The organism is Gluconobacter roseus, from assembly GCF_046058915.1.
Taxonomy (GTDB): Bacteria; Pseudomonadota; Alphaproteobacteria; order Acetobacterales; family Acetobacteraceae; genus Gluconobacter; species Gluconobacter roseus_A.
In genome coordinates this window covers 2,296,706-2,310,000 of the sequence record NZ_CP175538.1, presented here as the reverse complement: position 1 = coordinate 2,310,000, position 13,295 = coordinate 2,296,706, and the positions used below count along the sequence as shown (strand labels likewise).

11 protein-coding genes are annotated in these 13,295 nt (G+C 61.6%); 5 read left to right on the top strand and 6 right to left on the bottom strand.

Translation table 11 applies throughout. The features are described 5' to 3' along the window. Positions 1-86 precede the first annotated feature (86 nt). Together clpB and ACJ2A4_RS10820 are read right to left on the bottom strand one after the other, a co-directional pair. Positions 87-2,687: an ATP-dependent chaperone ClpB gene (gene clpB / locus ACJ2A4_RS10825; protein WP_408872819.1), complete on the bottom strand. Its 2,601-nt coding sequence runs from the start codon at positions 2,685-2,687 to the stop codon at positions 87-89. A gap of 90 nt (positions 2,688-2,777) precedes the next feature. Beyond that, the gene (locus tag ACJ2A4_RS10820; RefSeq protein WP_408874159.1) at positions 2,778-3,857 is read right to left on the bottom strand and encodes an aldo/keto reductase; all 1,080 of its coding nucleotides are present in this window, start codon (positions 3,855-3,857) and stop codon (positions 2,778-2,780) included. A gap of 197 nt (positions 3,858-4,054) precedes the next feature. On the opposite strand from ACJ2A4_RS10820, the gene ACJ2A4_RS10815 reads away from it, so the two are divergent. Together ACJ2A4_RS10815 and ACJ2A4_RS10810 are read left to right on the top strand one after the other, a co-directional pair. Then, positions 4,055-4,540 carry a hypothetical protein gene (locus tag ACJ2A4_RS10815; RefSeq protein ID WP_408872818.1) on the top strand — a complete coding sequence of 162 codons (486 nt, stop codon included), beginning with the start codon at positions 4,055-4,057 and terminating at the stop codon, positions 4,538-4,540. Then, positions 4,507-6,261 (top strand): prolyl oligopeptidase family serine peptidase, encoded by a 1,755-nt coding sequence (locus ACJ2A4_RS10810; RefSeq protein ID WP_408872817.1) that lies wholly within the window; start codon positions 4,507-4,509, stop codon positions 6,259-6,261. The genes ACJ2A4_RS10815 and ACJ2A4_RS10810 overlap by 34 nt, the downstream gene beginning before the upstream one ends. A gap of 76 nt (positions 6,262-6,337) precedes the next feature. On the opposite strand, the gene grxB is transcribed toward ACJ2A4_RS10810, so the two are convergent. Both grxB and ACJ2A4_RS10800 read right to left on the bottom strand, forming a co-directional pair. Then, a complete protein-coding gene (gene grxB, locus ACJ2A4_RS10805; protein ID WP_408872816.1) occupies positions 6,338-6,991 on the bottom strand; it encodes a glutaredoxin 2 in 654 nt (217 codons plus the stop codon). A 61-nt stretch (positions 6,992-7,052) separates the two neighbouring features. Continuing rightward, entirely contained in the window at positions 7,053-7,667 is a 615-nt protein-coding gene (locus ACJ2A4_RS10800) for a YqgE/AlgH family protein (RefSeq protein ID WP_408872815.1), read from the bottom strand. 134 nt (positions 7,668-7,801) lie between these two features. On the opposite strand from ACJ2A4_RS10800, the gene ACJ2A4_RS10795 reads away from it, so the two are divergent. From ACJ2A4_RS10795 to ACJ2A4_RS10785, 3 genes are read left to right on the top strand one after another with little or no spacing between them, the layout of a single operon-like run. Next, entirely contained in the window at positions 7,802-8,557 is a 756-nt protein-coding gene (locus ACJ2A4_RS10795) for an SDR family NAD(P)-dependent oxidoreductase (RefSeq protein ID WP_408874158.1), read from the top strand. Then, positions 8,547-9,425: a polyphosphate kinase 2 family protein gene (locus ACJ2A4_RS10790; RefSeq protein ID WP_062507160.1), complete on the top strand. Its 879-nt coding sequence runs from the start codon at positions 8,547-8,549 to the stop codon at positions 9,423-9,425. The genes ACJ2A4_RS10795 and ACJ2A4_RS10790 overlap by 11 nt, the downstream gene beginning before the upstream one ends. An 8-nt stretch (positions 9,426-9,433) precedes the next feature. Further along, the gene (locus ACJ2A4_RS10785; RefSeq protein ID WP_408872814.1) at positions 9,434-10,537 is read left to right on the top strand and encodes a glycosyltransferase family 61 protein; all 1,104 of its coding nucleotides are present in this window, start codon (positions 9,434-9,436) and stop codon (positions 10,535-10,537) included. A 64-nt stretch (positions 10,538-10,601) separates the two neighbouring features. On the opposite strand, the gene ACJ2A4_RS10780 is transcribed toward ACJ2A4_RS10785, so the two are convergent. Together ACJ2A4_RS10780 and ACJ2A4_RS10775 are read right to left on the bottom strand one after the other, a co-directional pair. Beyond that, positions 10,602-12,413 (bottom strand): DEAD/DEAH box helicase, encoded by a 1,812-nt coding sequence (locus ACJ2A4_RS10780; RefSeq protein ID WP_011252991.1) that lies wholly within the window; start codon positions 12,411-12,413, stop codon positions 10,602-10,604. A gap of 162 nt (positions 12,414-12,575) precedes the next feature. Beyond that, positions 12,576-13,226, bottom strand: coding sequence for a class I SAM-dependent methyltransferase (locus ACJ2A4_RS10775; RefSeq protein ID WP_408872813.1), 651 nt, complete (start codon positions 13,224-13,226; stop codon positions 12,576-12,578). Positions 13,227-13,295: the final 69 nt, after the last annotated feature.

Genomic DNA, 13,295 nt, shown 5'->3' with positions numbered 1-13,295 from the left:
TACCCATTCCGATTACAGAATAATAAAAAGACAAAAAAAGCACCAAAAAGGCGCTTTTTTCTAACCGAAACCGGTTTTGACGGGCGTCAGTCTGCCGAGACAGCTTTCCCGTCGATCGTGAGGTCCTTGTCATTGGCCGAAACCTTGACCGTTTCCCCATCATGAATGCTGCCTTCAAGCAGCAGGCTCGCAAGCGGGTTCTGCAGGCTGCGCTGGATGACCCTCTTGAGCGGACGGGCACCATAGACAGGATCGTATCCTGCCGCGGCCAGCCACTCGGTTCCCTTCTCGTCCAGTTCCAGGTCGATCTTGCGATCTTCCAGCAGCTTCTGCAGACGGCTGATCTGGATCTTGACGATCCGGTCCATGTCCTTACGCTGCAGACGGGAGAACAGGATGATCTCGTCCAGACGGTTCAGGAACTCCGGCCGGAAGTGGTTGCGGACCACCTGCATGACCTGCGGACGGACTTCATCGACAAATTCACCGTCCGGCAGATTGGCCAGGACCTCAGAGCCAAGGTTGCTGGTCAGGACGATGATCGTGTTGCGGAAGTCCACCACACGCCCCTGCCCATCTGTCAGACGTCCGTCATCGAGAACCTGGAGCAGGATGTTGAAGATGTCCTCATGGGCCTTCTCCACTTCATCGAACAGGATCACCTGATAAGGGCGACGGCGAACGGCTTCGGTCAGCACACCGCCTTCGTCGTAACCGACATAGCCCGGAGGCGCGCCGATCAGACGGGAGACTGCGTGTTTCTCCATGAATTCGCTCATGTCGATCCGCAACAGGGCCTTCTCGTCATCGAACAGGAACTGCGCCAGAGCCTTGGTCAGCTCGGTTTTGCCAACGCCCGTCGGGCCGAGGAACAGGAACGAGCCGATTGGGCGGTTCGGGTCCTGAAGACCGGCACGTGCCCGGCGGACGGCATTCGACACGGCAACCAGTGCCTGTTCTTGCCCGACAACACGCTCACGCAGCGTGTCTTCCATACGGATCAGCTTGGCGCGCTCGCCTTCGAGCATCCGATCCACCGGAACACCGGTCCAGCGGGAGACGACCGAAGCCACGCCCTGATCTGTCACGGTATCGGCGAACAGTCCGCTCTTCGAGGATGCGTCTTCCTCTTCCTGAGCCTTGGCGATCTGAGCCTCAAGGTTCGGGATCAGGCCATATCTCAGCTCTGATGCCTTGCCGAGATCGCCCTGACGCTGTGCCACATCGATATCGGAACGCGCCGTATCGAGCTGCTCCTTCAGCTTCTGGATCGCGTTCACCCGATCCTTCTCGGCATGCCATTCGGCACCCATCGCGTCAGACTGTTCTTCAAGATCTGCCAGTTCCGCTTCAAGCGCCACCAGACGGTCCTTCGAAGCGGTATCGTCTTCCTTGCGGATGGCTTCACGCTCGATCTTGAGCTGGATGATACGACGATCAAGTTCGTCCAGCGCTTCCGGCTTGCTGTCGATCTGCATGCGCAGGCGACTGGCGGCCTCGTCAATCAGATCGATCGCCTTGTCCGGCAGGAAACGGTCCGTGATGTAGCGGTTGGAGAGGGTCGCGGCCGCAACGATGGCGTTGTCCGTGATGCGGACACCATGATGCAGCTCGTACTTTTCCTTGATGCCACGCAGGATCGAGATCGTGTCGGCAACGGACGGCTCACCCACGAAGACCGGCTGGAAACGACGGGCCAGAGCCGCGTCCTTCTCGATATACTTGCGGTATTCGTCGAGCGTCGTCGCACCCACGCAATGCAGCGTGCCACGGGCCAGTTCCGGCTTGATGAGGTTGGACGCATCCATCGCACCATCGGAGCGGCCGGCACCAACCAGCGTGTGCATTTCATCGATGAAGAGGATGATCTCGCCCTCAGCCGTCTCAATTTCCTTAAGAACAGCCTTCAGACGTTCCTCGAATTCACCACGATATTTCGCGCCGGCGATCAGCGCGCCCATGTCGAGCGACATCAGCTTCTTGTTGCGCAGAGCCTCAGGCACGTCACCGTTGACGATCCGCTGTGCAAGACCTTCGACAATAGCCGTCTTACCCACACCCGGCTCACCGATCAGGACCGGATTGTTCTTGCTGCGGCGTGCCAGAACCTGAATGGTCCGGCGGATTTCCTCGTCACGACCGATGACCGGATCGAGCTTGCCTGCCTGCGCGACAGCGGTCACGTCCCGGGCATATTTCTTCAGGGCGTCAAAGGTGTTTTCCGCCGAAGCACTCGTCACAGTCCGGCCTTTGCGGATTTCCGCAACAGCGCGTTCCAGAGCCGGAGCACCGGCCTTACCGTCAACAAGCGCCTTCCCTGCAGGCGTATGGCTGGCAGCAATCGCCACGAGCAGACGATCCTGTGCGACATGGCTGTCACCAGCGACCTTTGCAGCGGATTCGGCAGCATCGAGCAGACGCGCCAGATCCGGCGTCATCTGCGGCTGGCCGGCACCGGCACCCTGAACTTTTGGCAGTTTTGCAAGGGCTGCATCATTGGCGGTCTGAACGACCTTCGGATCGCCGCCTGCCGCACGGATCAGGCCGGATGCCGCGCCCTGTTCATCATCCAGCAGGGCCTTGAGCAGGTGTTCCGGCGTCAGCTGCTGGTTGTAGTCCCGAAGCGCAATGGTCTGTGCGGCCTGAAGGAAGCCCTGGCTGCGTTCGGTAAAATTCTGAATGTCCATAGTCTTCAAATCCTCTGATGCCCCGTTACGGCGGCATTGATATGCTTGGCCGCCCCCGGAGGCAGCGGCCTGTGATTAATATTTAGGCAGTCATTTTTTCGTTTCAAGAGCCTCCCGATGACGTTTTGCCGGCCCCTGCAGAACAAGATCCGCTTTGGAGAGACGATCAAACGCATTCCGGTTCTGATGCCAGTACGGATAGATCAGGTCAGGCGCGCTGACATCGTCAAGCCGACGAACCTGTTCCTGCGTCAGACGGAGTGATGCGGCCGCGAGATTGTCCAGAAGCTGACTTTCCTTGCGTGCCCCCAGAACCAGCGAGGTAATCGCCGGTTTGTGCAGCGTCCAGGCCAGCGCCACGCGGGCCGCAGAGACATTATGCTCTTCTGCGATCTGCACCAGAACCTCGACCGTATCATAGAGCTTCTTCAGATCCCGGACTTCCGGCTCCGGCCAGCCGGAAATGCGGCGGGAATCTTCCGGCGCCGTCTTGCCGCGACGGTATTTCCCGGTCAGCAGACCACAGGCCAGCGGACTCCAGACCTGCACGCCCAGCCCCTGATCCACAGCAAGCGGCAGAAGCTCGTATTCGGCATCACGCGCTTCCAGCGAGTAATAGAGCTGCTGGCTGACCGGCGCGATCAGACGGTCCCGCTCCGCAGCTCCCAGCAGTTTCATGGCCTGCCAGCCCGCGAAATTGGAAATACCGGCATAACGGATCTTGCCCTGATCGCGCAGGGTCTGGAGTGCTTCAAGCGTCTCCTCGACCGGCGTCAGACCATCCCATTCATGCAGATAATAAAGGTCAATATGATCGCGACCCAGCCGAAGCAGACTGTCGTCGCAGGCATTGAGGATGTGATGGCGTGACAGCCCCTGTTCATTCGGCCCCTTCCCCGTCGGGAAACGCACCTTGGAGGTCACGAGCAGTTCGCGGCTGCGTCCCTGCAGGACACGCCCCAAGATTTCTTCGGCCTCACCGCCGGAATAGGCATCGGCCGTATCGAACATGTTCACGCCATGCTCGACGCAGATATCCACCATCCGCGTTGCTTCTGCGACATTCACTTTGCCGGTAGCGGCAAAATTGCCCTGTCCGCCGAACGTGACCGATCCGAAATTAAGTGCTGAAATCTTGAGGCCCGAGCGACCAAGCTGACGATACTGCATATCCATCAGGCTCCTTCTTGCTGAGACATACCGTGATACAGAACACCCGAGCCCGGGATAGGTCCCGGTAAAAACGCCCCTGCTCCCGAAAACGTGAGACGGCTGCGTCATCCCTGGCGGAAACCCTGTTCACAAACGGCGAGCCGGTCCATGATCGACGTCAAAATCCTGTCCGCCATCATGCTTACGGAGATGCAATGTCGTCACATGTCCTGCGTCGCGCCCTTTTGGTCTGCGCCGTCCTTTCTCCGCTGCTGTCCACCGGGATCGGCAATGCGGCTCAACCCGCTGCCTGCATGGTCGATCTGGCCAAGACCCGGAACGGCACGCTTGGACTGCCAAACCACGCCGAAATCACGCCGGATGGTCATTCCGCCCTGTTCCTGCGCTCGGGACCATTCGACATGCATCTGCACCTGTATCGCTACGACCTGCCCGACCATTCACTGCATGAACTGGCCGCCCCAGCCTCGGGCCCGGAACATCTGTCGGTCGAGGAAAAGGCCCGGCGCGAACGGGCACGCCAGAGCATGTCCGGCATTACCGACTATCAGATGAGCGAGGATGGCGGCACGCTTCTGGCGTCTCAGGGCGGACAGCTTGAACGCATCGCCACCGATGACGGCCGCGTCACCCCGGTCGAAGGCCAGTGGATCGCCCCCCGCCTTTCCCGGACGGACTGACCCTTGCCGCGGTGCGGGACAATGACCTGTACAGCGTCGATCTCGTCAGTGGCCGCGAGACACGCCTGACGACCGGCGGAAGCGACACCCTGACGCACGGCCTCGCCGAATTTGCGGCTGCTGAGGAACTGGAGCGCGCGGATGGCGCCTGGTGGTCCCCCGACAGCAAGACCATCCTGTTCGAGGAAGCCGATAACAGCGACGTCGAAAAGCATTACATCACCAATCCCGAAACCCCGCAGGCTGAACCTGTCGCGTTCCGCTATCCCCGCGCTGGCACGAACAACGCCAAAACACGTTTCGGGCTTGTGGACGCGAAAGGCGGGCCGGTCCGCTGGATTTCATGGGATCACGAGGTGTGGCCCTATCTCGGCCGCGTGGTCTGGCGGAAGAATGGTCCTCTCACCGTCGTACTGCTCAACCGCGCCCAGACGCAGGAACAGCTTCTCACGATCGATCCTGCGACCGGCGCCACCCATCTCCTGCTCGCCCAGTCCGACCCGGCCTGGATCGAACTGGACCCGCGCGCGGCCTCCGGCGGACACAATCTGCCCGTCTTTCTGGCCAATAATGCCGGTTTCCTCTGGGCCGCGGACCGGAGCAAGGACTGGCAGCTTGAACTCCATGCTTCGGATGGAAAGCTCCAGCGCGTCCTGACGCCCCCTGGCCTGTCCTATGTCGCCTTCGACGATTACGACGCCGAGCACAACACAATTACGGTGACGGTCCGGACCAACCGGCTGGACAACGAGGTCGTGCATATCGACCTTGCAACCGGTGCCGTAACGCCGTTCGTGACGGAGCGCGGCATCCATAATGTCCATGTCACGAATGGCACGCACACGGCCATGGTGGACACATTCGCCAGCGCGAATGGCACGCGCCAAACGCTGGTGCGGGATGCGAACGGCCATGTCATCGCCACCCTGCCCAGCGTGGCGCAGCCGCCGAAGCTGCCAGTCCATGTCGAGTTCACAACGGCCGGTCCACGTGAATTGGATGCGGCCATCATTCGCCCCGAAAACTTCAGCGCCTCAAAGCGCTATCCGGTCGTACTGTCGGTCTATGCCGGTCCGGGCTCCAAGATGGTCCATGACACGCCGACCTTCTATCTCGATGACCAGTGCCTGGCCAATCAGGGCTATATCGTCGTTACGCTCGATGGACGCGGGACACCCGGGCGCGATCATGATTTTGAGCGCGCCATCAAGGGCAACCTGATCGACCTGCCGCTTCAGGACCAGATCGACGGACTTCAGGCGCTCGGCAAACGTCATCATGAAATGGACCTCTCCCGCGTCGGCGTGCATGGCTGGTCCTTCGGCGGCTATTTCACCGCGATGGCGACCATTCGGCGTCCGGATGTGTTCAAGGTTGGTGTCGCGGGTGCGCCTCCCGTCGATTTCGCGGATTACGACACGGCCTATACCGAGCGTTATCTCGGCACGCCGCAGGACGATCCGGATGGTTACCGCAAGAGCAATGTCCTGACCTATGCCGACACGCTGAAACAACCCCTGCTGCTCATGCACGGCATTACGGATGACAATGTCTATTTCGAGAACACCATGAAGCTGACGCAGGCCCTTCTGCACGCTGGAAAGCCCTACGACCTTCTGCTGCTTCCTGGCACGCACATGCTGCCCGATCCGATCATCCGCGCCCGGGTGGCCGAGCGGCGTGCGCAGTTCCTGAGCACGGTCCTTCAGCCGGGAAAATGATCCCCCAGCCTGCGGACATGAAAAAGGGGCCGGATCCTGTGATCCGGCCCCTTTTCTTTGCAGATCGGGTCAGTAATCAGACAGCAATGCCGTCAAACAGACCCACCCGCGAAAGCTCTGCCATGGTCTGGCGATAGGCCTCGACTTCTGGTGGATAAACGACGCCCCCGATCAGCGACATGCTGTGCAGATGCGCAAACAGGTGGATGTCATCCGTGGACAATTCGCCGTTCACGGCTTCAGGCGTCTGGGTCAGCGGAGCCAGTTCCTTCAGCAACGCATTCAACTGCGTCAGTTCATCGGTTTTTTCTTCCAGCAATGCGCTGAACGACCCGACGGACGGTTCCTTGCGACGGATGAACCCGGCACGCGCGGAGGTCGTCTCGAACTCCGGCAATGGCGCCGCAGCGGCACGGGGCAGGAACAGGTGATAGAGCGGCTTGCCTGCCTTGTGCAGCCAGGCCGTAATTTCGGGACGCGTCTTGCCCGTCAGGACAGGTTTTCCGATCGCGTCGATATGGGCGACGATGTCCATGCTCTCGGCCATGAACTGTCCGTCTTCCTCAAGGATCGGAACGACCTTGCGTCCCACCATACGGACCGGGCCTTCGACATCGTCATTGAGCAGGATCTGCCGCTCATAGGGGATGTCCTTCAGACCAAAGATCATCCGCGCCTTGGTGCAGAACGGGCAGTGTTCGTAGATGTAGAGGATATAGGGTGCGCTCATGCTGCCTTCCTGTATGTGATGGGAGTATCGGCCTGAAGACTGCTCTGGAGGGAAAGCCTGTTCAGGCTTCCCCGACGGACGCTGAGAGAAGAAGTGGATCGATATCTATGGCCACCAACGCCTGACGCCATTTTTTGGCGTGGTCGGTTCCGAACACGATCTCGTCAGTGGCAGGGGCCACGAACCAGGAACTGTCACGCAGGATTTCCTGTTCAAGCTGCCCGGGCGCCCAGGCAGCGTGTCCGAGCGCCATCATGGCCTGTTTTGGCCCATGCCCGGCGGCAAGTTCGCGCAGGATATCGAGACTGGCGGTCAGGGTCGTGTGACCATCGACGTCCAGACTCCCCTCCCCGGCCCAGTCGGCCGAGTGAAGTACAAAGCCCCGGGAATGTTCGACCGGACCGCCCATGCACACACCAATCCGCCGCTCGGGGGGATTAGGCTCGATTCCAAGCTGTGCGAACAGGTCATCCAGCCCCGGCTGGGACAAACGCCTGTTGACGATCAGCCCCATCGCCCCGTCCTGCTCCGAATGGGCGCAGAGATAGATTACCGTTCTCTCGAAAAACGTTTCCGCCAGCGCGGGCGCGGCCACGAGCAGTTTTCCCGTAAGGCCGTGTTCCAGAAAGGCGGGATCTGTCAGGTTGTCATTCTGTCCGTCGAGTGTTTTCTTCATGCCTGCCAACATGGGTGCATCCCTTCCTGTATTGCAAGCGTTTGCCTTCAGGAGTGTTAATGACATCCAATGTCATTGAACTGGGTATCCCGAGCCGCCCCTGCCGGGTGCGGACTGTCCGTCTGGAGATTGTCATGCCTCTCACCGTCCTCGTCACCGGCGCTACCGCAGGCTTCGGTCACGCCATAGCAACGCGCCTCGTGCGCGAAGGTCACCGCGTCATCGCAACCGGACGCCGCAAGGAACGTCTGGAAGCCCTCAAGGACGAACTGGGCGAGAGCGTCCTGCCCTATACGCTCGACATGACGGACCGTGAGGCCCTGCGCGCCCTGCCGGCCGCCCTGCCCGAGGAGTGGCAGGATATCGATGTGCTGGTGAACAATGCCGGTCTGGCACTCGGCATGGAACCCGCACAGGACGCCGAGCCCGACAACTGGGAATCGATGATCGCAACCAATGTCTCGGGCGTTGTGGAACTGACGCGCGCGCTTCTGCCCGGCATGGTCCAGCGCAATACGGGCTACATCATCGCCCTGGGCAGCACGGCCGGGACCTATCCTTATACGGGCGGGAACGTCTATGGCGCGACCAAGGCCTTCGTGCACCAGTTCACCCAGAACCTGCGCACGGACCTGCTCGGCACCCGCATCCGCGTGACGAATATCGAGCCCGGCCTGTGTGGCGGCAGCGAGTTCAGCAATGTGCGTCTGGGTGACGATGCCAAGGCGGCCGCCGTCTACAGGGACACGACGCCGCTGACGCCAGAAGACATCGCCGGGACTGTCTCCTGGCTCATCGGGCTGCCCTGGCATGTGAACGTCAATTATCTGGAAATGATGCCGGTCTGTCAGGCCTCGGGTGGACTTGCGGTGAACCGTCATGTCGGCTGAAACCGGGCTTCCTTCCCAACTTCGCATTACGGACGGCAAGAACTTCCGTCTGTCCTCCATCGCCACGAATGACAAACTTGGTCGCCAGAAAGACACGTCCCGCACCCGCATCCGAGACTGCGTGGACCGGATGTCCGTCCTGCAGCAGCGACTGGCAGCCTACGCCACCCACGGCATCCTTGTCGTGCTTCAGGGCATGGATACCGCTGGCAAGGACGGTGCAATCCGCCATGCTTTTTCCGGCTTAAATCCGCAGGGCGTGCATGTCACGTCCTTCAAGGCGCCTGTCGGCATTTCGACGCGTCATGATGATCTGTGGCGCATCCATCTTGCCGTGCCGTCGCGCGGCGAGATCGGCATTTTCAACCGCAGTCATTACGAAGATGTCCTCGTGGAGCGCGTGCATCCGGACATGGTGCGCGCCCGCGGCCTCAATCCCGATCTCCCGGGATTCTGGGATCATCGGCTGGGCGATCTGCGGCATTTTGAAAGCTATCTGCGTCGGCAGAACATCATCGTCCTCAAGCTGTTCCTGCATATTTCACCTGAGGAGCAGCGGCAGCGTCTGCTCAAGCGGCTGGATCATCCGGAAAAACGCTGGAAGTTCAGCCCGTCGGATCTGAAGGAGCGCGAGTTCTGGCCGCATTATACCGCAGCCTACGAAGAAGCCATTCGCGCGACCGCAACACCGGACGCCCCCTGGATCGTCATACCGGCGGACCATAAATGGCTGGCCCGCGTGCTTGTGGCCGAGGCCTTGCTGGACACGCTGGAAAGCCTGCATCTCAAGGAGCCGGAACAGAAAATGTCCGATGCGCTCAAGGACGCCCAGCAGGCCCTGCTCAAAGGCGCGGCCAAGACCGTCTGATCCTGACCATGCCGCTTCTCTCCCGTCTCAGGCGCCTGTTCTCTCCACCGGCCGGATCCTCCGGTCTGGCGGAGATCGCACGCAGCACGACCGTTCTCGAAACCTGTCCCATCCGACCGGTTTCCGCGCCCTGCGCCTCTGAGCTGAGCCATCCAGAGCGCAACCCGTTCCGGAACTGGGAAAGCATGCCGGTCACTGTCCGGCAGTACGCCCTGTGTGACGTCGTGCTGGACCAGCCGCTGATGACGCTCCTGCATGCAGGTTATCCGGTCACTGAAACCGCCTATGTCCAGGATCCGGAGGCCGTGCGTAACCTGAAGCTGCGTTCTGCGGATATCGTCCGCTGCGCACCTTTCAAGGGCGTGACCGCAAGCTGTGTCGATCACTGGGCCTCAAACTTCTATCACTGGGTCGCCCATACGATCCCCGCCCTGCATGTCCTGTCCGAAGCCGACCGGCCGGTCCGCCTTGTCCTGCCCGAACATATGCATCCGTGGCAGTTCGAGACGCTGGAGCTTTTTGGCCTGAGCGGTGATGCTCATATCCGTCTGCAACAGGGACGGCAGTACGCCTTCAAAACCCTCGACTACATCACCTTCGTCAATGGCAGCGCCGATTTCGCTGTCTCGGACCTGTCCCGCGCCGCCTATGAGCGGCTACGACAGGCCGCAGGTGCCACAACGAAACCTGCCGGACGGCGCCTTTATATTGAGCGTGGCAGTTCAGCCAACCGGCATGTTCCCAACGAAGCCGAACTGGCGGCAGGGCTGGAAAAACTCGGCTTCGAGCGCGTGCATCCCGAAACGCTGTCGCTCTCCGAACAGATCCGCCTGTTCACCGACGCCGGGATGGTTATGGGAATGCTGGGGGCCGGCATGGCCAATATCGCCTGGTGTCAGCCGGGAACGCTCGTTTACGAACTCGTACCGTCCCATCACATCAATCCCTGCTTTGCCGCCATGGCGACACAGGGCGGACTGAAATACTGGGCGGATGTGTTCGAGACAGGGGCCGTGCAGGAAAATCATACGGACGATGCCGCCATCCCGCTCCCGGTCACAGACATCCTCGACCGGGTCCGGGAACTGGTGCCCCTCCTGCCCGACGCCTGAAAAAACAAACCCCGCCGGAGACCTGCTCCGGCGGGGTTCTACGTTTCAGATCCTGAAAGACGGATCAGGAACGGCGCTTGCGGCTTGAACCGTCACCGCGCGGACCGTCACCGGCTGCGGGCTTCGGACGACCATAGCCCGAACCGCCGCGACCCTTGTAACCGCCGCCGGCACCACCGCGCGGACCACCCTTGAAGCCACCGCCCGAACGGCCACCGCCGCCAAAGCGCTTGCCTTCACCCGGGTTGCGACCACGGGGGCCCATGCCACCGGCAGGGGCCTCGGACGGCTCGATCGTCACTTCGTCGGCTTCCGCCCCGGCGAGGCAGGACTTGAAGCGGGCTACGCTCTCATCCGCGATCTGGAAATAGGTCTGTTCCTGATCGATGCGGATGCTGCCGATCTCGCGCTTCTGCACGCCACCCAGGCGGCAGATCAGCGGGATCAGCCACTTCGGATCGGCACGCTCGGTGCGACCAACGCCCATCTTGAACCACTCACCGGACATGGTGTGCTCTTCGCGCGGTGCACGCTCGCCACGCTCCGTACGGCGCGGAGCCTCGACGGACATCGGGCGGATCTGCTCGACCTTCGGCAGACGCGCACGATACAGACCAACCAGTGCCGCTGCGAGCTTGGTGGCGTCGTACTTCTCGACCAGCTGGTTGACCAGCTCATCGGACATGTCGTCCACGGCGTTCGTCAGGATCGGATCGTGCATCAGGCGCGTCTTGTCCTGCTCGGCAATGGCGTCGGCCGTGGGAACGGCTTCCCACTCGGCCTGGATCTTCGCCATCTGAAGCAGGCGCTCGGCCCGGCGACGCTGGTTCAGCGGAACCATCAGAACGCTGGTGCCCTTGCGGCCCGCACGGCCCGTACGGCCCGAACGATGCAGCAGGGTTTCGGCAGCCGTCGGAATGCTGGCATGAATCACGAGGCTCAGGGCCGGCACGTCAATGCCGCGTGCTGCAACGTCGGTCGCAACACAGACCCGGGCCTGACCGGAGCGCAGGCTCTCGATCGCACGGCTGCGTTCGTTCTGGCCCATCTCGCCGGAAATGGCGACGGAGGCAAAACCGCGCTCCAGAAGAGCAGCCTGAACCTGGTTGACCATCATGCGGGTGTTGCAGAACACCATGGCCGTCGGGCTCTCGTAGAACCGGAGCACGTTGACGAGCGAACGCTCGATTTCCTGCGGCTGCGTGATGACGCAGCGATAGGTGATGTCGGAATGCTGCTTGGCACCCGACACCGTGTCGATCCGCTCGGCATTCTTCTGGTAACGGCGTGCCAGCGAGGCGATCTCGCGGGCGATCGTTGCGGAGAACAGCAGCGTGCGGCGCTCGGCCGGGGCGGCATCGAGAAGCTGCTCCAGCTCCTCGCGGAAGCCCATGTCCAGCATTTCGTCGGCTTCATCGAGCACGACGCAGCGCAGGGCGGACAGGTCAAGCGAGCCACGCGACAGGTGATCGCACAGGCGGCCGGGGGTTCCGACCACGATATGGGCGCCGCGGTTCAGCTCACGGGCTTCACTGCGGGCATCAGTGCCGCCAATGCAGCTCGCGATGCGGGCGCCGGTTTCGGCATAAAGCCATTTGAGTTCGGACTGGACCTGAAGCGCCAGCTCACGCGTCGGCGCAATCACAAGCGCCATGGGCTGAGGGGACGGCGGAAGGCGATCGGCGTCTCCGAGCAGGGTCGGAGCGATGGCCAGGCCGAAGGCGACGGTCTTGCCCGACCCCGTCTGCGCGGAAACCAGCAGGTCGCGCTCGTCCAGCCCCGGCTGCAGAACTGCTTCCTGAACAGGAGTCAGCTGTTCGTAGCCACGTGCCTCAAGGGCGCGCTTAAGGGCAGGATGGGTATCGGGAAAAGGCATATTTTATGAACACTCGGCAAACGTCACGCCGACGACAGGATGCGGCGGCTGGAATGCCGCTGCATAAAGACTTCCAGCCGAAAATGCCAGAAAGAACGTATGGAAGGCTTTATCTTGTTCTTCCCGCTCCGTCCGGCACCCGCAACGCAGTCCCTGTCCCGTTCAGTTCCTCGGCTTACGCCCGATCACCGCATGCACCGTATCGCGCCATGCCGTGAGGTCCTCAGGCGGCACGACCTCGCCCGTATCCAGCTCGGCCAGCCCGGCGCGGGACATCAGCACACTGGCCAGACGCACCCGGTCCGCCGGCTCAAGCGCCTGCCAGATCGCCACGGCCTTCACCGCATGGAACTGATCGGAAAACGTCAGGATCAGCGGCGCACCGGGCTTGAGGACACGCACGACTTCCGTCAGCACGGCCAGCGGCTGCGTCAGATAGGCCAGCCCGTCACACAGCGTCACGGCATCGAAGCTGTCATCCTCGAAAGGCAGCGTCGTGACCTCATTGAGATCCTGCACTACACGCTCGCCCAGCACGGGATTGGAATCCAGGGCGCCTTTGGAGATCCCGAGCCCGACCACGCGCTGGAACGTCGCTTCCTCGGGATAATGGCTGAGCGCGCCCACCATCAGATCCAGCACGGCGCCACCGACCGGCAGGGCCGTCTGATACAGGGCCGTCACGGCCGTTCGCGCGCCCATATCCATCAGCGAATCCGGCACGCGCTGGGCATAGAAAATCGTGTCGGGCTCGCTGTTGGCGCGCGTGAACGCCGCTGCGTGCATTCCTTCAAGCTGTTCCGGGCCGCTCATGTCCACTCCTTCTGATCCAGCAGCCGAAATGAGGGCATGTTCCCCGTGCGTCAACCCGCGCGATGCTTT